Source organism: Sphingomonas cavernae (assembly GCF_003590775.1).
GTDB lineage: Bacteria > Pseudomonadota > Alphaproteobacteria > Sphingomonadales > Sphingomonadaceae > Sphingobium_A > Sphingobium_A cavernae.
The window spans coordinates 374,049-397,182 of record NZ_QYUM01000003.1 but is presented as its reverse complement, the minus strand read 5'-3'; the positions used below and the strand labels follow the sequence as shown (position 1 = coordinate 397,182).

General features: G+C 64.1%; 26 protein-coding genes. 10 read left to right on the top strand and 16 right to left on the bottom strand.

From position 1 onward, the window contains the following. Nucleotides 1-122: 122 nt before the first annotated feature. Entirely contained in the window at nt 123-1,244 is a 1,122-nt protein-coding gene (locus D3876_RS09610; protein ID WP_119761719.1) for a M23 family metallopeptidase, read from the top strand. Continuing rightward, nucleotides 1,237-1,641: a bactofilin family protein gene (locus tag D3876_RS09605; protein WP_238475315.1), complete on the top strand. Its 405-nt coding sequence runs from the start codon at nt 1,237-1,239 to the stop codon at nt 1,639-1,641. Before D3876_RS09610 ends, D3876_RS09605 begins: the two co-directional genes overlap by 8 nt. 30 nt (nt 1,642-1,671) lie before the next feature. On the opposite strand, the gene D3876_RS09600 is transcribed toward D3876_RS09605, so the two are convergent. Continuing rightward, nucleotides 1,672-2,154: an Lrp/AsnC family transcriptional regulator gene (locus tag D3876_RS09600; RefSeq protein ID WP_119761715.1), complete on the bottom strand. Its 483-nt coding sequence runs from the start codon at nt 2,152-2,154 to the stop codon at nt 1,672-1,674. 95 nt (nt 2,155-2,249) lie between these two features. Between D3876_RS09600 and D3876_RS09595 the strand changes: the two genes are divergently transcribed. Together D3876_RS09595 and D3876_RS09590 are read left to right on the top strand one after the other, a co-directional pair. Continuing rightward, on the top strand, nt 2,250-3,182 hold the full coding sequence (locus D3876_RS09595; protein ID WP_119761714.1) for a threonine ammonia-lyase: 933 nt from the start codon (nt 2,250-2,252) through the stop codon (nt 3,180-3,182). A gap of 11 nt (nt 3,183-3,193) precedes the next feature. After that, nucleotides 3,194-3,556, top strand: coding sequence for a VOC family protein (locus tag D3876_RS09590; RefSeq protein WP_119761712.1), 363 nt, complete (start codon nt 3,194-3,196; stop codon nt 3,554-3,556). 13 nt (nt 3,557-3,569) lie between these two features. Here D3876_RS09590 and ggt read toward each other — a convergent pair whose 3' ends face one another. Then, entirely contained in the window at nt 3,570-5,417 is a 1,848-nt protein-coding gene (gene ggt / locus D3876_RS09585) for a gamma-glutamyltransferase (RefSeq protein WP_119763673.1), read from the bottom strand. A gap of 94 nt (nt 5,418-5,511) precedes the next feature. Continuing rightward, a complete protein-coding gene (locus D3876_RS09580; protein WP_119761711.1) occupies nt 5,512-6,291 on the bottom strand; it encodes a class II aldolase/adducin family protein in 780 nt (259 codons plus the stop codon). Nucleotides 6,292-6,395: 104 nt separating this feature from the next. On the opposite strand from D3876_RS09580, the gene D3876_RS09575 reads away from it, so the two are divergent. Further along, complete coding sequence (locus tag D3876_RS09575; RefSeq protein ID WP_182911969.1) at nt 6,396-7,058, top strand: Crp/Fnr family transcriptional regulator; 663 nt, start codon at nt 6,396-6,398, stop codon at nt 7,056-7,058. On the opposite strand, the gene D3876_RS09570 is transcribed toward D3876_RS09575, so the two are convergent. The 6 genes from D3876_RS09570 to D3876_RS09545 form a co-directional block, all read right to left on the bottom strand. After that, complete coding sequence (locus D3876_RS09570) at nt 7,050-7,703, bottom strand: phosphatase PAP2 family protein (protein ID WP_119761707.1); 654 nt, start codon at nt 7,701-7,703, stop codon at nt 7,050-7,052. The two genes, D3876_RS09575 and D3876_RS09570, sit on opposite strands and share 9 nt — an antisense overlap. A gap of 1 nt (nt 7,704) precedes the next feature. Beyond that, complete coding sequence (locus tag D3876_RS09565; protein WP_119761705.1) at nt 7,705-8,979, bottom strand: Xaa-Pro dipeptidase; 1,275 nt, start codon at nt 8,977-8,979, stop codon at nt 7,705-7,707. A 271-nt stretch (nt 8,980-9,250) separates the two neighbouring features. Continuing rightward, on the bottom strand, nt 9,251-9,541 hold the full coding sequence (locus tag D3876_RS09560) for a GIY-YIG nuclease family protein (protein ID WP_119761703.1): 291 nt from the start codon (nt 9,539-9,541) through the stop codon (nt 9,251-9,253). 206 nt (nt 9,542-9,747) lie between these two features. Beyond that, a complete protein-coding gene (gene lpdA, locus D3876_RS09555; RefSeq protein ID WP_119761701.1) occupies nt 9,748-11,145 on the bottom strand; it encodes a dihydrolipoyl dehydrogenase in 1,398 nt (465 codons plus the stop codon). 72 nt (nt 11,146-11,217) lie between these two features. After that, a complete protein-coding gene (locus D3876_RS09550) occupies nt 11,218-11,430 on the bottom strand; it encodes a hypothetical protein (RefSeq protein WP_119761699.1) in 213 nt (70 codons plus the stop codon). A gap of 1 nt (nt 11,431) precedes the next feature. Next, on the bottom strand, nt 11,432-12,772 hold the full coding sequence (locus D3876_RS09545; protein ID WP_119763671.1) for a pyruvate dehydrogenase complex dihydrolipoamide acetyltransferase: 1,341 nt from the start codon (nt 12,770-12,772) through the stop codon (nt 11,432-11,434). A 141-nt stretch (nt 12,773-12,913) separates the two neighbouring features. Between D3876_RS09545 and D3876_RS09540 the strand changes: the two genes are divergently transcribed. Next, nucleotides 12,914-13,369 carry a universal stress protein gene (locus tag D3876_RS09540; protein ID WP_119761697.1) on the top strand — a complete coding sequence of 152 codons (456 nt, stop codon included), beginning with the start codon at nt 12,914-12,916 and terminating at the stop codon, nt 13,367-13,369. Nucleotides 13,370-13,465: 96 nt separating this feature from the next. Here the strand turns inward: D3876_RS09540 and D3876_RS09535 are convergent, their stop codons facing one another. The 6 genes from D3876_RS09535 to D3876_RS09510 form a co-directional block, all read right to left on the bottom strand. Further along, the gene (locus tag D3876_RS09535) at nt 13,466-13,825 is read right to left on the bottom strand and encodes a hypothetical protein (protein ID WP_147417631.1); all 360 of its coding nucleotides are present in this window, start codon (nt 13,823-13,825) and stop codon (nt 13,466-13,468) included. A gap of 137 nt (nt 13,826-13,962) precedes the next feature. Beyond that, complete coding sequence (locus tag D3876_RS09530) at nt 13,963-14,451, bottom strand: GAF domain-containing protein (RefSeq protein ID WP_119761694.1); 489 nt, start codon at nt 14,449-14,451, stop codon at nt 13,963-13,965. An 8-nt stretch (nt 14,452-14,459) separates the two neighbouring features. Then, entirely contained in the window at nt 14,460-14,876 is a 417-nt protein-coding gene (gene arfB / locus D3876_RS09525; protein WP_119761692.1) for an alternative ribosome rescue aminoacyl-tRNA hydrolase ArfB, read from the bottom strand. Beyond that, nucleotides 14,863-15,522, bottom strand: a complete 660-nt coding sequence (locus D3876_RS09520; protein WP_119761690.1) for an RluA family pseudouridine synthase — start codon at nt 15,520-15,522, stop codon at nt 14,863-14,865. The genes arfB and D3876_RS09520 overlap by 14 nt, the downstream gene beginning before the upstream one ends. Before the next feature lie 83 nt (nt 15,523-15,605). Next, nucleotides 15,606-16,205, bottom strand: coding sequence for an NAD(P)H:quinone oxidoreductase (gene wrbA, locus D3876_RS09515; protein ID WP_119761688.1), 600 nt, complete (start codon nt 16,203-16,205; stop codon nt 15,606-15,608). Nucleotides 16,206-16,293: 88 nt separating this feature from the next. Further along, a complete protein-coding gene (locus D3876_RS09510; protein ID WP_119761687.1) occupies nt 16,294-16,992 on the bottom strand; it encodes a pirin family protein in 699 nt (232 codons plus the stop codon). 108 nt (nt 16,993-17,100) lie between these two features. Here D3876_RS09510 and D3876_RS09505 point away from each other — a divergent pair, with 108 nt between their 5' ends. Further along, nucleotides 17,101-18,027 carry a LysR family transcriptional regulator gene (locus tag D3876_RS09505; RefSeq protein ID WP_119761685.1) on the top strand — a complete coding sequence of 309 codons (927 nt, stop codon included), beginning with the start codon at nt 17,101-17,103 and terminating at the stop codon, nt 18,025-18,027. A gap of 136 nt (nt 18,028-18,163) precedes the next feature. Next, complete coding sequence (ctrA, locus tag D3876_RS09500; RefSeq protein ID WP_119761683.1) at nt 18,164-18,880, top strand: response regulator transcription factor CtrA; 717 nt, start codon at nt 18,164-18,166, stop codon at nt 18,878-18,880. 101 nt (nt 18,881-18,981) lie between these two features. On the opposite strand, the gene D3876_RS09495 is transcribed toward ctrA, so the two are convergent. Then, complete coding sequence (locus D3876_RS09495; RefSeq protein WP_119761682.1) at nt 18,982-21,081, bottom strand: catalase; 2,100 nt, start codon at nt 21,079-21,081, stop codon at nt 18,982-18,984. A 393-nt stretch (nt 21,082-21,474) separates the two neighbouring features. On the opposite strand from D3876_RS09495, the gene D3876_RS09490 reads away from it, so the two are divergent. Together D3876_RS09490 and D3876_RS09485 are read left to right on the top strand one after the other, a co-directional pair. Then, a complete protein-coding gene (locus D3876_RS09490) occupies nt 21,475-22,791 on the top strand; it encodes a cytochrome P450 (RefSeq protein WP_119761680.1) in 1,317 nt (438 codons plus the stop codon). Continuing rightward, complete coding sequence (locus D3876_RS09485) at nt 22,788-22,991, top strand: ferredoxin (RefSeq protein ID WP_119761678.1); 204 nt, start codon at nt 22,788-22,790, stop codon at nt 22,989-22,991. The genes D3876_RS09490 and D3876_RS09485 overlap by 4 nt, the downstream gene beginning before the upstream one ends. Nucleotides 22,992-23,134 lie beyond the last annotated feature (143 nt).

Here is a 23,134-nt window from a genome sequence, read left to right as displayed (position 1 = left end):
GAGTCCAGGCGGGTTCGACTCGGGAGTCGCCGACTCGCTTGCTATGTGACCCCACCAATCGAAACAGAGCGGGTCGCATAGTGCTGAAAATTCGAGCGGGGTTTGCCGGGCTTCAGGCCCGAATGGCCCGGTTTTTCCCTGATCACGAGATCTATGTCCGCTCCGGCGGCGAGATGCGATTCCTCAGGATCACCACCGGATTCCAGATGAAGCTGGCGTCGATGGCTCTGCTGGGCGTTGTTGCATGGCTGATGGTTACCGCTGTCATGGTCGGCCTTCAGATCCAGACCGTCCGCGACCGGCTCGCGATCGGCGCGCAGCAGGAGGCAGTGAGCGAATCGGCAAGCCGGGTCCAGGCCTATCGATCGAGCGTCGACGGCATCGCCGATCGGCTCGAAAAGCGCCAGCAGGTGCTCGACCGGATGGTCGAGGGATATTTCGGCAGCGTGAAGGCTTCGGCCACGCCGCCCCCCGCTCCCGCTGCGGACGCAGCGAAGATCAGTGCGACGATTCCCGAGGCGGCTCCGCTCGCGCGAATAGAGCAGCGCCAGTTGGCCTTTGCCGAAACGCTGACCATGGCCGCCACGATGCGGGCGCAGCAGGCCGAGCAGGCGATCCGCCGCTATGGCCTCAATCCCAAGGCGCTTTCCGGCGCTCGCCCGATTGCGATGGGCGGCCCCTATATCCCGGTAAAGGGCGCGGGTCCGCGTTCGCTCCGGGACCTGCAGCTCGCGCGCCTTGCCACGTCGCTCAGACGGCTCGACCTGATGGAGCGCACGCTTCTTGCCATTCCCAATTCGGCGCCGACCGCGCCGATGGCGCTCACCAGCGGCTTTGGCTACCGCGCCGATCCCTTTACGGGCGGCGGCGCGCTCCATGCCGGGCTCGATTTTTCAGGCCATAACGGCCAGCCTATCGCCGCCGCCGCCGCGGGACGTGTCACCCATGCCGGCCCCGCCGCTGGCTATGGCAATCTCGTCACGATCGATCATGGTCACGGAATCGAAACGCGTTACGGTCACCTTTCGGGTTTTGACGTGAAGGTGGGCGACGTCGTGGCTCGCGGCGAGCAGGTCGCGCGCATGGGCAATACCGGGCGGTCGACGGGCACCCACCTCCATTTCGAAGTCCGCGTGCGCGGACAGGCGATGAATCCGCGACCTTTCCTGGAGGCCAATACCGATGTTCTCAAAGTCCAAGACAGCGTCAAAAAGCGGTTCGCAAAGCCCGTCGCCCGTGGCTAAGGGCAGCGCTGCGCGCAGCGCCGCGACCTTTTCGGTGATCGGTGCGGACGTTGTCGTCACGGGGAACATCAACGCTACGGTGGACTTGCATATCGACGGCAGTGTCGAAGGGGATATCGCCTGCGCCGCAGTCATCCAGGGCGAGGGCAGCCGCATCACCGGCAGCATCGTTGCTGACAGCGCACGGCTTTCGGGAATGGTGGACGGCTCGATCACCGCGCGCGAGCTGATCATCGCGCGCACCGCGCATGTGACGGGCGACATTGCCTATGAAAGCATCTCGATCGAGACGGGCGGCGTCGTCGAGGGCCGTTTTACCGTCAGGGGCGGCGCGGCGCTGCTGACGTCGGAACATGAAAGCCAGCTCAAACTCGTTTCCGCGGCACCAGCCGCTTAAGCGGGCGCGCAGGATCCCCGGCGCTGAATGTCAGGTGCCGTCCCGCGGGATCGGCACGAACAGTGAGCGCTTGCCAACGCCGAGTGCTACGTTGGTGGTAAACCGGCGGACATTGGGGTTGTCGACCATCAGTCGGCTCATCAACGCATCAAAGGCTTCGACATCGGGTGCAGTGACGATGAGGATGAAGTCGGCGCTCCCCGTCACATAGTAAACCTGCTGGATCTGCGCCTCCTCGGCGAGCCATTTTCGCAACCGCGCCACGAGCTCGGGTCGCTCGCGCTCGATCTCGAGCGCCACGATGAAGGAGGTCGGTTTGCCGACCCTGGCGGGATCGACGAGCGCGATACTGGCGACGATGACGCCCTCGGCCCTGAGCCGCTTGAGCCGACGCAGCACCGCCGAGGCCGACAGGCCGACACGCTCGCCGAGCGCCTCGGCGGTCAGATCGGCATCGTGCTGAACGATGGTCAGGAGTTTTCGGTCGAATGAGTCGAGTGCGGCCTTGGGCATGATTTCGGCATCATAGCAGAAATAACTGCCGTTTTCCTGCAGGTACGTGGCTCATCACGCCGAAAAACGGCGCGCTGTGTCGCTATGCTGACCGCATGCACTATCCCCGTCCCGAAGGCGTCATCGCCGCGCTCCGCCATATCGATCCGATATTCCTCGAAACCCCGATGCGTCGTTCGGACGCGCTCGATCAGGCGCTGGACGCCAGCATTGTCTTCAAGGATGAGACCGCCAACCCGATCCGATCCTTCAAAGGTCGTGGTGCCGGCCATTTCATCGCCGGGCTGTCCGCGACGACGCCGCTGGTCTGCGCATCGGCGGGCAATTTCGGGCAGGGCCTGGCCTGGGCGGCACGGCGACGCGAACTGCCGATCACCGTGTTCGCTGCGCACAACGCGGTGCGCTGCAAGCTCGACGCGATGCGCGCGCTGGGCGCCGACGTGCGGTTGCAAGGGGACGACTTCGATGCCGCCAAAAGGGCTGCGCGGGCGCACGCAGAGCGCAAGGGTTATTGTTATGTCGAGGATGGCGCACACGCCGCGATTGCAGAGGGTGCCGGCACGCTCGCACTCGAACTGACCGAGGCGGGCGAACATCCCGACGCGATACTTGTGCCGCTCGGCAACGGAGCGCTCGCCGCCGGCGTCGGTGCCTGGATGAAGCACGCACGACCCGCAACCCGCATCGTGGCCGTCGGCGCTGCGGGTGCCCCAGCGATGGCGCGCGCGGTCGAGACCGGGCGTATAGCCGAGACAGCGCATGTCGACACCATCGCAGACGGCATCGCGGTACGCGTGCCTATCCCCTACGCGGTCGACGCCGTGCGCCGGGTGACCGATCAGGTTCTGCTCGTCGAGGACAGCGCGATCCGCGCCGCGATGGCGCTGCTCGACAAGCATCTCGGCCTCATCGTCGAGCCCGCGGGCGCGGCGGGGCTTGCAGCCATCGTCGCCGATCCCGCGCCGTGGCGCGGGCAGCGAATTGCCGTGCCGCTATGCGGCGGCAACCTCGACAATCCCACAGCATAAGGACATCATCGATGATCGATCATCTCGAAATCCGCACGCGCGACATGGCGGCAAGCGTCCGCTTCTATGCCGATCTGCTCGCCCCGCTCGGTTACCGGCTCGAGGTGGACGGCCCGGCCAAGGGCTTTGGCGATGGCACCACGCTCGACATGTTCCTCGTCGAAGGCGAGCCCTCCTCCAATGTTCACTATGCCTTCGGTGCACCCGACCGCCCGACGGTGGACCGCATATACGAGGTTGGCCGCATCGCGGGCCATGCGCTCGACCGCGCGCCCGCACTCGCCCCGCACATCCACCCCAATTATTATGCCGGCTATCTGCGCGACCCCGATGATCGCCTCATCGAGTTCGTCTGCCATGCCGCGCCCGATTGAGGCGCAGCGGCGATCAATAGGCGAGCGCACACCCGTCGGCGCGCATCTCGCTCGCCGCCGCATAGACGCGGTCCTTGCCGTCGTGGCGCAGCTCGACGCATTCATAGCGGCCAAAGCCACCATCGCTTTCGCCGATCTTCCAGCCAATATCCGCGAGCGCCGAGCGCGTCGCCGCGGGCACGCCGCGCTCGAGGCGCAGCAGTCCCGTCGCCCCCAGCGCCGGATCGTCCTCGCCCATCGACTGCGACGAGCCTTCGTGATGCCAGCGCGGCGAATCCCCCGCCGCCTGGATCTCCAGCCCGTAATCCTGGCGGTTGACGATGATCTGCGTCTGCCCCTGCGGTTGCATGTCCCCGCCCATCACGCCGAACGCCATCCACGGTTGCCCGTCCTTCGTCGCGAAGCCAGGGATGATCGTCTGGAAAGGCCGCTTGCCCGGCGCATAGATATTGGGATGGCGGTCCTTCATCGAGAAGAGCTGGCCGCGATCCTGGAACATGAAACCCAGACCATCGGCGACAAGCCCCGAACCCATGCCGCGGAAGTTGGACTGGATCATCGAGACCATCATGCCGTCCTTATCGGCGGCGCTGAAATAGGTGGTGTCGCCCTTGCTCGGCGCCTGCCCCGGATGGACGGGCGTCAGGATGCGGTCGGGCCGGATCAGTTTCGCGCGCTCGGCTGCGTATTCCTTGGAGATCAGCCACTCGACAGGCACTTTCGAAAAGTGCGGATCGGCGTAGTAGCGTGCGCGATCCTCATAGGCGAGGCGCTTGGCCTCGGCCTGGAGGTGGATCGAAAGCGGCGACTGGAAGCCCGCCGTCCCCATGTCGAAATTCTCGAGGATGTTGAGCATCTGCAGCGTCGCGATGCCCTGCGTGTTCGCGCCGAGCGCATGGACGCCGACGCCGCGATAGCTCGTCATGTGCGGTTCGATCCACTCACCGCGATGCGCCGCCAGATCCTCGTGGCGCAACCAGCCGCCGATGCGCCTGAAATAGGCGTCGATCGTCTTTGCGATCTGCCCCGAATAGAAAGCGTCGCGTCCGCCCTCAGCGATCAGGCGCAGCGTCCGCGCAAGATCGGGATTGCGGAACACGCCGCCCGTTTTCGGCGCTTCGCCGCCGGGCGCCCAGGTCTTGAGCGCATTGTCGAACTCCTCGATCTGACCCGAATTGCGCTTGAAGTTGGCAAGGCTGCGGCGGATCGACCAGGCGATCAGATCGGGCACGGGCGCGCCGTTCTCGGCAAGGTCGATCGCGGGCTGAAGCACCTCGGCCCATTTCAATTTGCCGTAACGCTGATGCAGCATCCACCATGCGTCGACCGTACCCGGCACCGAGACGGTGACCGCGCCATAGGGCGGCAGCACGCCATTTTTCGCGCGCTTCCGAACGGTGTCGAGGCTCAGGCCCCGTGGCGACTTGCCCGATCCCGCCAGACCCATCACCTTGCCGGCCTTGGGGTCCCAAAGCATCACATAGCAGTCGCCGCCGATGCCGTTGGCGGTCGGTTCCAGAAAGCCGAGGCACGCATTGATCGCAATTGCCGCGTCAACCGCCGAGCCGCCGCGCTTCAGGATGTCGATCCCCGCCATCGTCGCGAGCGGATGCGCGGTGCCAGCCGCGCCCGACATGCCATAGGCAGCAGTGCGCGAGCCGAAGCTCGCCCCAACTGGCCGATCGCCGCAGCCGACATCGGGGCGGATGAACCGGTCCTCGCCGGGCTTCCAGCTTGCGGCCAGATCAGGGGCCAGACCGGGTGCAGACTTGCCGCCCGCGGCGCCTTCAGGCTGTTGCGCGAGAAGCGGCGCCCCCAGCGCAACGGCGGGGACGGAAGCGAGAAAGGTCCTGCGGCGCAACTTTTCCTCCAGCATCGAATGATGACGAGGTGTTGCGGGCTTTCACACGCGCGCGCAACCCCATGTTACGCGCGCAATCGTTACGCGACGGGCGTTAGTCCCGGAAGGCCGGATCGATCCGGTCCAGCTTCCTGAGCAGCGCTGGCCAGGCGAGCAGGTCGGCGGCCATTGCCATGGTCGGCCCGCTCGTCTGTTCCCTGACCTTCTCGGGCGTGCCCTGTGGCGGGTTGTTGAGCTTGTCGCGTCCGGCCGAGAGCATGTGGACCTGCGCCTCGCACGCGCGTTCGAGGAAATACATCCGCAGGAACGCCCGGCCGACAGTCTCGCCCACGGTCAGCGTGCCGTGATTGCGGAGCAGCATCGCGCTCTTGGCTCCGAGGTCCTGGACCAGCCGCTCGCGCTCGTCGAGGTCGGTCGCGATCCCCTCATAGTCGTGATAGGCGATGTCGTGCCGCGCGATCATCGCGGTCTGGGTGTGGGGCAGCAGCCCCTCCTCCATCGCCGAGACCGCCTGGCCATATGGGGTGTGGAGATGCATCACCGAATGGGCATCCTCGCGCGCCATGTGCACCGCCGAATGGATCGTGAAGCCCGCGGCGTTGACCATATAAGGCGTCTCCATCACCGGCTGTCCCTCGGTGTCGATCTTGACCAGCGACGATGCGGTGATCTCCTCGAACATCAACTGATAGGGGTTGATCAGGAAGTGATGCTCGGGTCCGGGCACGCGCGCCGAGAGGTGCGTGAAGATCAGATCGTCCCAGCCATAGAGTGCGACCAGCCGATAGGCGGCGGCGAGGTCTACGCGGATCTTCCATTCCTCTTCCGAAACCTGATCGCGGACGCTCGGGCTATGGATCGCTGCGGTGGCCATCGACTCTCTCCTGATATCTTTGGCATTCACATATCAGCCCGCCGAAGCGAAGACTGTCGGATTTTTGACAATTCATGCCATAGGCGCACAATGGCGCGATGGACATGGCAGCGCATCACCAACGGCTCGAGCGCGATCCATGGTTCGCGAGCCTCGAGGCTCCGCTGCGCGCGCGCATCCTTGCGCGCGTCCGTCTCAGATCCTTCGCGCAGGACGGCCGGATCTACCGGATCGGGGACCCGCCCGACGGGCTGCATGCGGTCGTGGAGGGCGACGTGCGGCTGGTCGCCTATCCCGCGCCGGGCCGGCAGATCCTCAACATGATCCTGCGTCCCGGCAACTGGTTCGGCGAGGTGTCAGTACTTGATGGCGGACCACGACCCCATGATGCGATCGCGATACGGCCAACGCTGGTCGCTTCGCTGTCGCCGCCCGACATAGACGCGCTCGCTGCCGAGGCGCCTGGTTTCTATCGCCATGTCGGCACGCTCTCATGCCGCCATCAACGTGCCTCGCTGCGTTTCATCGGCGCGCTGCTTACCGCCTCGCCCGAGGACCGCATCCTCGCGCTTGCCCGCACCGCGGCCAGCCCCGGCGACGACGGCGTGGCGACATTGCGGATGACACAGGAGGACATGGCGGGGCTCGTGGGTCTTTCGCGCCAGCATCTGAATACGCTGCTCGGGCAGATGGAGCGCGGGGGCAGGATCACACGTGGCTATGGAGTGATCCGCGTGCTGGATCGCGGAGCAGCCGATTCAGACTGAGGCTTGCCGGGCCTGCACGGGCTTTAGCGCGACCGCGAGCAGCAAGGCCCAGCCCGCCCCAACCAGCCAGCCCGCCACCACGTCGCTTGGCCAATGCACGCCGAGCCATATGCGCGAAAGCCCGATCACCAAAACGAGCAGGCCCGTGACCGTCCAGATCGCGTGGCGCTGTCGCTTGCGCCACCACAGCACCGTGGCGATCAGCGCCATCGCGCCATAGACCGCCGCACTGTTGGCGGCATGCCCGCTCGGCAAGCTCCATGTCGCGTCGACATCGGTGAGGCGCTCGACAATCTCGGGGCGCGGACGGTGGAAAAGCGCTTTCAGCACCCAGGCGTTGAGCGCCGCGATGCCAAGCGCGGTATAAAGGACGTAGGAAACCGCACGGTAGAGCTTGCGCCAGACCAGATAGCCGATGAACGCGAGCGCGATCAGCGAGCGTGGCCAGCCGTCGCCAAACCAGCTCGCACCACGCATCGTCGCGTCGGTCCAGTCGGGAAATGGCTCGGTGATCGCGCGCAAGCCCAACATCGCCGCGGTATCAAGCGGAGGCATCACCCCCGTCAGCACCAGTGCGATGACGATCGCGGCTGCAACCCACGCCGCAAGCCCGATCTTCAGGAAGCGTGCGTTGACGGCGTCCATCTCAGTCCTTGGCCGTCACGATCTCGCCGCCCTTGATGACGGCATCGACATCTTCGAGCTGGCGGATGTCGGTAAGCGGATCGCCGTCGACCGCGATGATATCGGCGTAACGGCCGACCGCGATTGCGCCGACGTCCTTTTCGCGGCCAAGCGCCTGCGCGGCATTGCGCGTAGCGGCCTGGATCGCGTCCATCGGGCTCATCCCATATTCCACCATGTAGCGGAACTGGCCGGCAGCGGTGCGATGCGGCATCACGCCCGCATCCGACCCGAAGACCATTTTCACGCCCGCGGCATGCGCCTTGCGGAAATTGTCGCGCTGGACCTGCGCGACTTCGCGGTCCTTGCGGAGATTGTCCTCCATCACGCCGTTCTTCTTGCCCTCGGCTTGCGTATATTCGGTGTTGAAGATGTCCATCGAGAGGTAAGCGCCACGCTCCCTGGCGAGCTTGATGCCCTCATCGTCGATCAGCGAGGCGTGCTCGATCGTGTCGATGCCACCGCGGATTGCGGCCTTGATCCCCGCGGCGCCATGCGCGTGCGCGGCGACCTTCAGCCCCCATTGATGCGCCTCGTCGGCGATGGCGCGCAGCTCCTCTTCGGAAAGCTGCTGCTGGCCGGGCTCGGTATTGCGCGAGAACACGCCCCCAGTCGCGCAGACCTTGATCACCTCTGCGCCATATTTGCGCTGCTCGCGCACACGCCTGCGCAGCTCTTGCGGACCATCGCCCACCGCCTCACCCTTTGCCTTGAACGAGGGGGGCAGATAGGTCTCGTCGCAGTGCCCGCCCGTCGCGCCCAGCGCATGCGCCGCGGGCACAATGCGCGGCCCGACCATGACGCCCTCGTCTATCGCCTGCTTGTAGCCGACGTCCGAATAATTGCCCGAACCGACGTTGCGCACGGTGGTGAAGCCCGCATCGAGCATCGACCGCGCATTGCCGACACCCGCGGCGACCCAGAACATGTCAGTGAACTGCAGTGTGTTATAGCCGCCATATCTGGGATCGCTGTCGAGATGGACGTGCATGTCGATCAACCCGGGCAGGATCGTCTTACCCGCAAGGTCGATGCGCTTCGCCTTCTCGGGGAGCGTCACGCTGCCCTGCCGCCCCACCGAGACGATGCGCCCGTCGGTGACGACGATGACGGGCTGGTCGATGGCCTTGCCCGCGAGCACGTCGACCATGCGATCGGCGGTGATAACCACGGTTTCGGCGTGAACAGGTGCCGTGGCTGCGAAGCCAAGCAACGCGGTGACGATCGTTTTCTTCATTGCTCCCCCAAGGATTTCTGCGCGTTACAGGACGCCAAATGCGCTTAACTTCGCAAACTTCTCACAAAACGCCATCTTGATTCGGCATTGGCTGGAATCGGACCGAATCGGCTCGGCGGCGACCATGACCGAAACCGGCGATGTAGGACAGAGGGTGGAAGCGATTGATGTGGGGCGAAGAAACGGAAAGGGCTTCGACAAGCTCAGCCCGAACGGTTCTGAAAGATCGAGGCTCAATACCCAATCCGTTCGGGCTGAGCCTGTCGAAGCCCTATTTTTCTTCAGTCCGATTCCGGGCGAGCACGCTGATCGCGCCCCAGTCGCCGCGAATGAGCGCGAGCTTCTTGGCGCGGGTCCAGCCCTTTATGCGGTGCTCGGCCTCAAGTGCTTCGAGCCTTGTCTGGAAATATTCCGACCAGACCAGCGCTACCGGGCGGCGGCTGTGGGTATAACCGACGAAGATGCCGCTTTCGTGCTCCGCAATGCGGCGTTCGAGATCGTCGGTGTGACCGACATAGAAGCTGCGATCGGCGCAGTGGAGCATGTAGGTCCAGAATGCCATGGGCTGAAGTTAGGTATCTGAATAGAAAAGGAAAGGGCTTCGACAGGCTCAGCCCGAATGGTGTTGGTAGAGGAGCACAGGCTCGGCACCGTTCGGACCCGGTATCGGACACTGTTGGCATCCAGCCCCAACGCGTGTTGGCATTTCACCTTGCTATCTAACACCGTTGGGGCTGAGCCTGTCGAAGCCCAGCCCTTCCTTGACATTCAAATATGCAGCGGCCGGCCGTATGCGCTGAGCACGCTCTCGTGCATCATTTCGCTCAAGGTTGGGTGCGGGAAGGTGGTGCCGATCAATTCGGCTTCGGTCGTCTCGAGTTCGCGGCCGATGACATAGCCCTGGATCAGCTCGGTCACCTCTGCGCCGACCATGTGCGCGCCGAGCAGCTCGCCCGTCGCCTCGTCGAACACCGTCTTCACAAACCCTTCGGTCTCGCCCAGCGCAATTGCCTTGCCATTGCCGATGAAGGGGAATTTCCCGACCTTGATCTTGTAACCGGCTTCCTTGGCTTTTGCCTCGGTGAGCCCGACGGAAGCGACCTGCGGACGCGAATAGGTGCAGCCCGCAATACTGGCCTTGTCGAGCGCATGCGGTTTTTGACCGGCGATAGCTTCCACCGTCACCACCGCCTCATGCATCGCCTTGTGCGCAAGCCACGGGCCGGCGGTGACGTCGCCGATCGCCCAGATGCCGTCCACATTGGTGCGGCCATAGGGGTCGGTCTCGATATGCTTGTTGGGAAGCTGCTTCACGCCGAGCGCCTCGAGCCCGACCCCCTCGATATTGGGGACGATCCCGATCGCGACGATCGCATGGCTGAATTCCTGGGTTTCGGTCCTGCCGTCCTTGAACTTGATTTCGGCCTTGACGCCCTTCGCAGTCGCCTCGAGCTTCTGGACGCCGGTCGAAGCATGGATCTTCATGCCCTGCTTGGTCAGCGCCTTGTGCATGAAGGCGCTGATTTCCTCGTCCTCGACGGGGAGGATGCGGTCGAGCATTTCGACTACGGTCACCTCGGCGCCCATATCCGAATAGAAGCTCGCGAACTCGATCCCGATCGCGCCAGAGCCGATGACGAGCAGCTTCGACGGCATCTCCTCGGGCACCATCGCATGGCGATAGGTCCAGATCTTCTTGCCGTCGGTCTTCGCGAAGGGCAGGTCGCGTGCGCGCGCACCCGTGGCGATGATGATGTTCTTCGCCGCCAGTTCAATCTTCTTGCCGTCCTTCTCGACGACCAGTTTGCCCTTGCCCGTGAGCGTGCCGACACCCTCATGCACGTCGATCTTGTGCTTCTTCATCAATCCCTTGACGCCGCCGTTGAGCTGATCGGCAACCTTGCGGCTACGCTGGACGACCTTCGACAGGTCGAAGCCGGGCTTCTCTGCCGACAGGCCATAGGCTTCGGCATGCGTCATATAATGATAGATTTCGGACGAGCGCAGCAGCGCCTTGGTGGGGATGCAGCCCCAGTTGAGGCAAATGCCCCCCAGCCGCTCGCGCTCGATGATGGCGGTCTTCAACCCGAGCTGAGCCGCGCGGATCGCCGCGACATAGCCGCCCGGGCCTGAACCAAGCACGATGAGGTCATAGCTGTCAGCCAAGAGTCTGCTCCTGAATGGTGCCGGCGATCCGGCAGTAATGTGCGGGCCGCGCCAACCTACGCGGCCGGAAATTTATCGACTTCGCCAGATCTGCAGAAATCCGAAGGTCAGAATCGCCACGATCGCAAACAGGCCGGCGTTGAAGCGGATCCAGGTGTCGCCCACTTCGATGTGCGACGACGTCCGCCACATGAAATCGCCGAACGGTCCGCCCACGCCCTTTGCGAGCGTGGGGACCGCAACCGCCACGATCCCGCCAAAGATGACCGATCGCAGCAGCGCCATCTCAGGCCACCATGCCCAGCGGGCTTTCGACCAGCGCCTTGAACGCCGCCATCAACTGGGCACCGACCGCACCATCTATCGCGCGGTGATCGAAGCTCCCCGTCGCGGTCATCACGGTGGCGATGGCGAGCGCATCGTTGACGACATAGGGCCGCTTTTCGCCGGTGCCGACCGCCAGGATCATCCCCTGGGGCGGGTTCACCACGGCGTCGAATTGCTTGATGCCGAACATGCCGAGATTGGAGATCGAGGCGGTGCCGCCCTGAAACTCGTGCGGCTGGAGCTTGCCGTCGCGCGCGCGCGCAGCCAGATCCTTCGCCTCGACCGCGATCTTGGAAACCGCCTTACCCCCCGCATCGGTGATGATCGGGGTGATCAGCCCGCCGGGGATCGCGACCGCCATCGAGATATCGGCGCGGTGATACTTGATCAGCTCGTTGCCCGCGAAGCTGACATTGGCCTCAGGCACCTGCTCCAACGCAACGCCGAGCGCCTTGATCAGCAGGTCGTTGACCGAAAGCTTGACGCCGCGGCTCTCGAGCCCCGCATTGAGATCCGTGCGCAGCTTGAGCAGCGCGTCGAGATTGCAGTCGAGCGTCAGATAGAAATGCGGGACGGTCGATTTCGATTCGGCCATGCGGCGCGCAATCGTCTTGCGCATCATGGAAAGCTTGATGGTTTCCGAAGGGATGCCCTCGACCGGCTGGACCGCTGCAGGCGCCGCCGCCGAAGCAGGCTTGGCCGCCGGTGCTGGTGCCGATGTCGGCGCAGGCGCAGGTGCAGCGGGTTTCGCAGCGCCGGGGGCAGCAGCCTCGACATCGGCCTTGACGACGCGACCGCCGGGGCCGGTTCCGGCAACGCTGCCCACGTCGACACCGCGCGCCTCGGCGAGGCGGCGCGCAAGCGGGCTCGCCTTCTTGCGATCCCCGTCATCGCTGCTAGCCGCGGCGGGAGCAGGAGTTGCGGGGGCTGCCTTCACCTCGGGTGCAGGGGCTGGCGCGGCAACCTGCTTCGGCGCCTCAGATTCCGCTACTTTCGCCTTGGGAGGGGACGCCGCCTCCGCCTTCGCCTTGGGAGCGGACGCCGCCGACGAATCTTCACCCTCTTCGGCGATCAGCGCGATCACCTCTCCCACTTTCACGCCTTCAGTGCCCGCGGCCACAAGGATTTTTGCCACCACACCCTCGTCGACCGCCTCGAATTCCATCGTCGCCTTGTCGGTCTCGATCTCCGCCAGCAGATCGCCCGAGGCGACGGTGTCGCCCTCCTTCACCAGCCATTTGGCAAGCGTGCCTTCCTCCATCGTCGGGGACAGCGCGGGCATCTTGAGTTCGATGGGCATGTCGACGGCCAAACCTCTTCCTGATTCCGTAGGGTCGCGGCACCTCTCACCCTGTTTGCCACTTCCGGTCAAGGCCACAGGCTTGCGCGGCCGCCAATATTCGCGCACGCTCGTACCCTAATTGGGGAGAGGGATTTCGCCGTGCGCACCTATCTGGTCGTGATCGACGAGACCGAAGAAGCGATCATCGCGCTGCGTTTCGCGGCGCGGCGTGCCGCCAAGACCGGCGGAACCGTCGAAATACTGGCGCTCGTACCGCCGTCCGAGTTCGTCCAATGGGGCGGCGTACAGGCGACGATCGAAGAGGAGGCGCGGTTGCGCGCCGAAGCGCTCGTCGCAGGCGCGGCGGGTACGCTGGTCGAGGAATCGGGCGTCCGCCCGTCAATCACCGTGCTGCAGGGCGAACCAATTCAGGTCGTGCGAAAGATGCTAGCCGAGAACGAACAGATCGCCGCGCTCGTTCTCGGTGCGGCTGCGAGCGGCGCACCCGGGCCGCTGGTCGCCCACTTTGCGGGCGCCGATGCCGGCAAGCTCCCCTGCCCGATCATGGTCATCCCGGGTTCGCTCAGCCGCGAAGCGATCGACCGACTGAGCTGAGCCGCCGCGCGGGCTCTACATGAAACGCAAGGAGGTCCGGAGCCCCCCGACTCCGAACCTCCTGCCCCTCCGCTGGCGGAACCTGGGATCGACGCGTCATTCGGGCTCGACGAACTCCTCAACGACGGTCACGGTCCTGGTGACGACGGGTTCGACCCTGATGACGACGGGCACGTTGTTGGTCCCGACAGGATAAGCCCCAACGACGTTCGTTGGCGCGGCTGACTGAACCGAACCGACCGGGGGCTGATAGGTGCCACGGAAGGTTCCTTCATAGCGGCCATCAACATAGCGGCCGTCCCGGTTGCCCGACCAGCGTCCCGCGGCGCCCGCAAGGCCAGCATCCTGCGGCCCGAAATCATAGTCATAGGCGATGGTTGCGGGCGGCTCGACCGCGTCGCGTGCCTGCGCGCTTCCAGCGGTACCGACAAGCGTCAATGCCACTCCCAGGATCATCGATGCGCGCATTGAACAACATCTCCCGACCGGTCCGATTTGACCGGGAACTGTGCATTTATTAACGCTTTTTTAACACCTTGGCGCGAGCTTGGCCATGGATTTAACCATCAATTCGCGTCCCGTTTCGGGGCAGGTCAGCCCGCAATCCGAGAGGCGAGCAGTGTCACCAGCGCCTCGCACCCCGCCGCGTCCTCGGCGTCGAAGCGGTCCGCTATCGGGCTGTCGAGATCGAGGACGCCGATCAGGCGGCTGTCATGGACGATCGGCACGACCAGTTCGGAAGCACTGGCTGCGTCGCACGCGATATGGCCGGGAAAGGCATGCACATCCGCAACCACCTGCGTCTCGCGCGTTGCCGCGGCGGTGCCGCAGACGCCGCTGCCCAGCGCGATACGGATGCACGCTGCCTTGCCCTGGAAGGGGCCGAGCACCAGCTCATCGCCGACCATGCGATAGAAGCCCGACCAGTTGAGATCGGGTAGATATTCCCAGATCAGCGCAGCGGCATTCGCCATGTTCGCGATCGTGTCGGGCTCGTCAGCGGTCAGCGCGTCGAGCGCACCCAGCATCTCGCGATAAAGCTCGGCCTTGGCGCCGCTGGTCTTGATATCGAACTGGTACATGATCGCTCCTAATCCCACGAAACCCGGCCACGGCCCTTCTTGATCTGGGAACGCGCGGTCTTGGACTCAAGCCGCCGCGCCTTGGCCGCCCGGCTCGGCTTGGTCTTGACGCGTTTGGCCTGGCGCTCATGCGCCTTGGCGACAAGTTCGGCAGCGCGTTCGCGCGCATCCGCGCGGTTGGCCTCCTGCGTGCGGAAACGTCGCGCCGTGATGACGAGTTCGCCCGCGGACGTCAGCCGGCTTCCCGCCAGTTCCTTGAACTGCTGCCACGCCCAGGGCGGCATGCCGAGGCGGAACGCGTCGATGCGGAGCTGCACTGCGGTCGCGACCTTGTTGACATTCTGTCCACCCGGCCCGGTCGCGGCGAGGAATTTCTCCTCAACGATCGCGTCATCGGGAACCGGCGGATATTCAGTCTTCGCCATAGGCAAAGCCGGATTTGGTGAAGCGTTCGGGTAGCGGCGCGATCGCCTCGGCAGGCGGCTTGCCCTCGCGCGGCACCGACAGGCGGTAGCTGTGAAGCAGCATGCCCGCGCCATCGGACGCGCCGTAAACGGGATCACCGACGATCCCCATGCCCAGACCATAGAGCGCGTGCGCGCGGATCTGGTGCGTGCGGCCCGTCTCGGGGGTGAAGGCGATGAGCGCGCGCGCGCCGACGACCTGGACGCGGCGCCAGTGCGTACGCGCCGCCTTGCCCTTTGGATCGACGACCATTCGCCAGCCGCGCTCGCGCGTGCTGGTCTTGCCGAGCGGCAGGTCGATGAGCCCATCTTCAGCCTCGGGAACGCCGTCGACGACCGCGAGATAGCGTTTTTCGACGGTCCCCGCCTCGAACGCCGCGGCGAAGCGCTTGTGCGCCTTGGGATTGCGCGCAAGCAGCAGGCAGCCGCTTGTGTCGCGGTCGAGCCGATGGACGGGCAGCGGCCAGCGCTGGAAGCCGAAGGTCAGCGAGGATAGGTGGTTTTCGAGGCTCAGCGACCCGTCGCGCGGCGCATCGACGGGAAGCCCCGCCGGCTTGTCGAGGATGATCGCCTCGCCATCGATGAAAAGAACGCGGTCGGTAAGCATAGCCGCGCCATGCCACTCCCGCCCACGTCATGCCAGCGAAACTACGAGGACCCCGGCCTTCACCGGGGTCCTCGGTTGAGCGATCAACCGAACAGCTTGGCCGCGGTGTTGGCGACGCGCGCGCCGAGGTAGCGGGCGCCGTCGAGTTCGGTTTCGCTCGGCATGCGGCTGCCATCGCCGCCGGTAATCGTGGTCGCGCCATATGGCGCGCCGCCCTTCACCTCGTCGACGCCCATCTGGCCGGCAAAGCCATAGTCGAGCCCGACGATCGTCATGCCGAAGTGAAGCAGGTTGGTGATGATCGAGAAGAGCGTGGTCTCCTGCCCGCCATGCTGGCTGCCCGAGGCGGTGAATGCTGCACCAACCTTGCCGTTCAATGCGCCTTTCATCCAGAGGCCGCCGGCCTGATCGAGGAACGCCGCCATCTGCGAGCTGATGCGGCCGAAGCGCGTGCCCGTGCCGACGACGATCGCGTCGTAATTCTCGAGATCGGCGATCGTCGCTACGGGCGCGTCCTGATCATATTTGAAATGGTTGGCGCGCGCGATTTCCTCTGGAACCGTCTCGGGAACCCGCTTGACGTCGACCTGGGCGCCTGCCGACCGCGCACCTTCGGCAATCGCATTCGCCATCGTCTCGATGTGACCATAGGTCGAATAATAGAGCACGAGTACTTTGGGCATGGGAATCACTCCTTGAAGAATAGCCGGGGAAGAAAGGTGGCCGCCCGCGCCTTGGGAGGGTGGATGCGCGGGCGACCGGGGGGAACTGTTACTCGGCGTCGACGAGGACGATTTCGCTGTCCTCGATCGCGGTGATGGTGACGGTCTTGCCACCCGGGATCGCGGCACCGTCACGCGCCTTGAACTCGGTGTCGTCGACCGTGATCCTGCCCGTCGCGGGGACGAGATAGGCATGACGGCCCTCGCCGACGCCGTGGATCAGGCTCTCACCCGCCTTGAGCGTCGCGCCGAGGACGCGGGCATCGGCGCGGATCGGCAGCGCGCCGTCATCGCCCTCGAAACCGCTGGCGAGCGTCACGAATTTGCCCGAGCGATCCCCCTTGGGAAAAGGCTTGGCGCCCCAGCTCGGGGCACCGCCGCGGCGCTTGGGTTCGATCCAGATCTGGAAGATCCGCGTCGTATCGGCCTCCAGATTATATTCGGAATGCCGGACACCCGTTCCTGCGCTCATCACCTGGACGTCGCCGGCCTCGGTGCGGCCCTGGTTGCCCATGCTGTCCTGATGCGTGATCGCGCCGTCGCGGACATAGGTGATGATCTCCATGTCGGCGTGCGGGTGCGGCGGGAAGCCGCTGTTGGCGCCAATCTCGTCGTCGTTCCAGACGCGGATCGAACCCCAGCCCATGCGCGCCGGGTCATAATAGTTGGCGAAGGAAAAATGATGCCGGGCGTTCAGCCAGCCGTGATCAGCATGGCCAAGGCTTTCGAAGGACCTTTTCTCGATCATGTCAAAACTCCACTGAAGGCGCCTGTCTCGGCGCCGCTTGCTTGAGGAGAAGATAGAAGCCATGATCAGATCATAAATAGAAACCTTTGAAACAGATCGTTTCGAATCATGCGCCTTCCCGATTTCGAAGCCTGGGCGATTTTCGCGAAAGTCGTCGAATTTCGATCGTTCACCGCCGCGGCGGACTCACTGGGCCTTTCCAAGGCCACGGTCTCGAAAGCGGTGACGCGGCTCGAGGAGCATCTGGGCGCAGCGCTGTTCCATCGCACATCGCGCCGGCTTTCGCTGACCGAGAGCGGCAAGGCGCTGGCGGCGCACGCGCAGCGCATCGTCGCCGAGGCCGAGGCTGCCGAGGAAGCCGCGCGCGGCGAAGCCACCGCGCCGGCGGGCATCGTCCGCGTTGCGGCGCCCATGACCTTCGGACTGATGCATGTCGCGCCCGCGATCGCCGATTTCCTTGCACAGCATCCGGGGATCAAGGTCGACCTGCATTTCAGCGACGAAAAGGTCGACATCATCGAAATGGGCTTCGATATCGCGCTCAGGATCGCGGCGCTGCCCGACAGTTCGCTGCGCGCCCGCCGTCTCGGCGCGATCGACGCACATGTCGTGGCGGCCCCCGCCTATTTCGAGCGCCACGGCCGCCCGACACATCCGGCGCAGCTCGCCGAGCACCGGTGCATCGCCTACACCAATGTCGCCAATCCCGACCTCTGGCGCTTTCGCGGCCCCGACGGCGAGGAGGCATCGGTTCGGCTGGACGGCCCGCTGCGCTGCAACAGCGGCGAGGCGATGCTGCCGGCACTCCGTGCAGGCCTCGGTGTCGCGCGTCTGCCCGACTTCATTGTCGACGCCGACATCGCGGCGGGCACGCTCGAGCCGATACTCCGGAACTGGGCGATGCCCCCCGTCGCGCTCCATCTGCTGAGCCCTCCAAGTGGCCCGCGTCCGACGCGTGTGGAGTTGCTGATCGAATTTCTGAGCACGCGCTTCCGGAAATTATGCGCCACCGAATCACAGTCCGTTCGCCAATAACCCCTCGCGACTCGTTGAGTTAGGCCGCTTAATTTGAAATTAACCTTTTGCGTTCAGATGTCGTTTGGTTAATGAAGGGGTCGGGGAACGCAGCGCCGCGAGGGCGCACGCATCCCGAGCGACAGGGGGTTCCACAATGCGGGTGCTGCTGATCGAAGACGAGCCGACGACGGCGAAGGCCATCGAACTGATGCTCTCCACGGAAGGCTTCAACGTCTACACGACCGATCTGGGCGAAGAGGGCCTCGATCTCGGCAAGCTGTACGACTACGACATCATCCTGCTCGACCTCAACCTGCCCGACATGCATGGCTATGACGTGCTCAAGAAGCTGCGGTCGGCCAAGGTGCAAACGCCCGTGCTCATCCTTTCAGGCGTCGCCGAGATGGATTCCAAGGTGCGCTCGTTCGGCTTCGGCGCCGACGATTACGTCACCAAGCCCTTCCACCGCGAAGAGCTGATCGCGCGCATTCACGCGGTCGTCCGCCGTTCCAAGGGCCACAGCCAGTCGGTGATCCGCACGGGCAAGCTTGCCGTTAACCTCGACGCCAAGACCGTCGAGGTCGACGGCGCGCGCGTGCATCTGACGGGCAAGGAATATGCGATGCTCGAGCTGCTCTCGCTGCGCAAGGGCACGACGCTCACCAAGGAAATGTTCCTCAACCACCTTTACGGCGGCATGGACGAACCCGAGCTCAAGATCATCGACGTCTTCATCTGCAAGCTGCGCAAGAAGCTGAGCCTCGCGTGCAGCGGCGACAATTATATCGAGACCGTCTGGGGCCGCGGCTACGTGCTGCGCGATTCCGAGGACGAGGGCGTGGATCTGGATGTGGAAACCCAGGTCGCCTGACCTGCAACGAAATTTCCCGAGGGTGGAAGGCCGGCGAAGCATGCTTCGCCGGCCTTTCTCGTGCGCGGGCCAGGCGATCGCGCGCGCAAGGCGATGCGCTGTCACGCAAGTGTGCGCAGCGATGGTTCGCGGTCCCAGAAGCGCTTGCCGGCGATGCCGGCGAACCGTTCGATGGGCACCACGCCCTCGTCGGTGACGACGCCAGCCTTGTCCAGAAGCGGCTTGCAAGCGGGCGTATGGCCGATTGCCTTCAGATGGCCGAAGGCGTCCATCACGAACTGAACCGCAGCGGCTTCACCCGTGAGCGCTTGCGTACCATCCTCCGAGAGAACGAGCGCGATCGCATCGACCATGACCGATGGACACCCGGCAAGCTGCGCGTCGGCGGCAATGGCCTTGCCGTCGGACAGCACCGTCGATCCAACCTTGGGCGCAATGATCAGCGCTCTCGCTCCGGCAGCCTCGACTTCCGACTTCAATTTTTTCAGCGCGCCAGCATCGGAGCCGTCGGCGATGAGGATCCCCACCGTCTGTCCCTCCAGCGAGTCGAGCTCCAGTGCTCCGCGGACCAGCCGCAGCGCGGGCGATTGCTTCAAATCCTGCACCGGAGCGGCGGTTGCCGATGGCTCAGGGCATTCCATCCCGAGACCCTGAGCCACGCGCCCGGACAACGCGGTATCCACATTGCCGAGATTGGCGAGCATCCGCGTACGAACATGCTCAAGATCGACCTTCGAAAGCTCGAACACCAAGGCCGAGGCGAGATGCGCTTGTTCGGCGGGATCGAGCGAGCGGTAGAACATGCGCGCCTGGCTGTAGTGATCGGCGAAGCTCTCGGCGCGGATGCGAAGCTTGTCGCCCTGTTCATCGGCCGCGTTCCTTCCGGCAAAGCTCGTAAAACCTGTCGCCGGGCATTCGCGGGGTCCTGCCTCCTCACCGGCCTCGGCGAGGCTGTTGGGTTCGTAGTTGGCGCGACCTTGCGGCTGCATCATCTGCATATGGCCGTCGCGCTGGAAGTTCATGACGGGACATTTGGGCGCATTGATCGGGATCTGGTGAAAATTGGCCGATCCGAGCCGTTTGAGCTGGGTATCGAGATAGCTGAACAGCCGTCCCTGAAGCAGCGGATCGTTGCTGAAATCGATTCCGGGAACGATGTTGGCCGGGCAATAGGCGACCTGTTCGGTTTCCGCGAAGAAATTGTCTGGCCAGCGGTCAAGGACCATCCGGCCGATCGGCTGGACGGGCAGGATCTCTTCGGGGATGATCTTGGTCGCGTCGAGCACATCATAGGGCAGGCCGTCGGCAAATTCCTCGTCAAACGTCTGGATGCCCAGTTCCCATTCGGGGAAATCGCCGCTCTCGATCGCTTCGAACAGATCGCGCCTGTGAAAGTCAGGATCCGCGCCTGCGATTTTCACGGCTTCATCCCAGATCGTCGATCGCAGTCCCAGCTTCGGCTTCCAGTGAAACTTGACGAAGGTGGACTTGCCCCTGGCGTTGACGAAGCGGAAGGTATGGACGCCGAAGCCCTGTATCGTGCGCAGACTGCGCGGGATCGTCCTGTCCGACATGATCCACATGACCATGTGCATCGACTCCGGCATGAGCCCGATAAAGTCCCAGAACGTGTCGTGCGCGGTGGCGGATTGGGGATAGCCCCGATCCGCTTCCATCTTTACCGAGTGGACAAGATCGGGAAACTTGATGGCATCCTGGATGAAGAAGACCGGGATATTGTTTCCGACCAGATCCCAATTGCCTTCCTTGGTGTAGAATTTAACCGCAAACCCTCGCACGTCGCGCGGCGTATCGACCGAGCCAGCGCCCCCTGCGACCGTGGAAAACCGGGTGAACACGGGGGTTTTCTCGCCTGCCCGCTGGAACAGGTCCGCGCGGGTAATGTCGGCAAGCGAGTCATAGAGTTCGAAATATCCGTGCGCCGCACTGCCGCGCGCGTGAACGATACGTTCGGGAATGCGCTCATGGTCGAAGTGGAAGATTTTTTCGCGCAGCACGAAATCTTCCAGCAGCACGGGCCCACGCGCCCCTGCCTTCAACTGATTCTGGTTGTCCGAAATGCGAATTCCCTGGCTGGTCGTCAGATGACCTTCCGGGTCGTGCGACGCGTCTCGCGGAATCTGCTGGTGTGCCTCGCCGCCGTTGCCAGGTTGCGTTTCATAATGAGCTTTCTTGGCCATCGCGTCCTCTCCTGCGCCCCGTCCGTGCTTCAAGCCAACTGGCGACAGATGCGAAAAGGTCCGCGGATCGTCTGATTCCCTGCGCAGCTCCGTTTTGAATGCTCGAGTTGATCACCACAATTATGTCGAGACCGTCTGGGGCCGCGGCTATGAGCTGCGCGATTCCGAGGACGAGGGTGTGGATCTGGATGTGGAAACCCAAGTCGCCTGACTTACAACGAAATTCTTCCTCATCCAGGCGACCGTCAGCGACCAGAGTGGATCGTCGGGGCGATGAGCATTTGTATCCAAAGCGGACTCGTGGCCGATGTGCAGCGACATTGTTATACGCCGGGTCGGCTTTCAGCCGATTGTGAACCGTGAATATGCCGACGGCGTGCCAAAGGAGAGAACATGAACGATACGCCCAACGCGTTTGAAGAGCATGATTTCTTCCGCAGCGACCGGTTCGTCAACGATCCGTACCCCTATTTCGACTATTTGAGAGACCAGTCTCCGGTCGTGCGTGAGCCGCATCAGGGCGTCTTCATGGTAACGGGTTACGACGAAGCCCTTGAGGTCTACAACGATCCCGCGCGCTTTTCTTCCTGCATGTCGACCACGGGACCGTTTGCGGGCTGCCCCATTCCTCTGAAGGGGCACGAAAACGAAGATATTTCCGAGCTGATCGAAGAGTATCGCGACCAGACGCCGTTCAGCGATCAGCTCCCGACCATGGATCCGCCGGAGCACACCGCCCACAGGGCGTTGCTGATGTCGCTGATCACCCCGAAGCGCCTCAAGGAAAATGAGGACTTCATGTGGAAGCTGGCCGACGAACAGATCGACACCTTCCTTTCCCGTGGCGAGTGCGAGTTCATGGACGCCTTCGCCCAGCCCTTCGCCGTACTCGTCGTATCCGACCTGTTGGGCGTGCCGCCCGAGGATCGGGTAGAGTTCCGCAAACACCTCATACGCGTGGAGCAGGAGAGTGGCGGAGCCGTGGTCGGCGGCACGGACGGCGAGGTCACGCACGGGCCGCTGGTCTTTCTCTACGAGAAATTCTCGGCCTATATCGAAGACCGCAGGCGCAATCCCAGGGAGGATGTCCTTACGGGACTCGCCAAAGCCACCTTCCCGGGCGGCGCGGTGCCGGAGCCGATGGATGTCGCCCGGATTGCCGCCAACCTGTTCTCCGCCGGACAGGAAACCACGGTGCGGCTGCTGAGCTATGCGTTCAAGGTGATCGGCGAGCGCCCGGACATTCAGCAACGTCTTCGCGAGGATCGCAGCCTGATCCCCAATTTCGTCGAGGAATGCCTGCGGATCGAGGGCCCGGTGAAGGGCGACTTCCGACTGGCCAAAAAACCGACGAGCCTCGGTGGCATCGATATCCCGGCCGGTAGCTTCCTGTATGTCTCCAACAGCGCCGCCAACCGGGATTCGCGCAAGTTCGAAAACCCCGGAGAGTTCGAGCTGGACCGGAAGAACGCCCGCTTGCATGTGGCATTCGGCGCCGGCCGCCATGCCTGTCCCGGCGCGCCGCTCGCGCGCGCAGAAACGGTCGTCGCCCTCAACCGCATGTTCGATAGGACCAGCGACATTCGCATCTCCGAGAAGGTCCACGGGCCGGCCGACGCGCGACGCTACAGCTATCTGCCGACCTTCATCCTGCGCGGATTGACGCACATCGCCATTGAGCTTGACCCGGTGGAGGCTGGCGCAAAATGAAAGTCCGCGTCGACACGGACCTGTGCGCCGGTTTCGGGATCTGCGTGGGGATCTGCCCCGAGGTGTTCGAACTGCACGACGACGGCTACGCCACCGTGCTGGTCAGCGAGGTGCCGCCGGAACTCGAGGAGCTGGTGCGCCGGGCGGCCGACCAGTGCCCGACGCAAGCGATTTCCCTAAGTGGCGACTCTTCCGACTGACTGAAATCGGCGAGGGCCGGCCGGCATGGAATGTGCGGGCGTGCGGCGGAACTGGAGAGACAGCGAGCTGCTGACAGATTGTCTTCCAGTCGGCACACGGCCCAGTTCGAGCCGAACCGGCAATCATGGACTTATGACCGCTT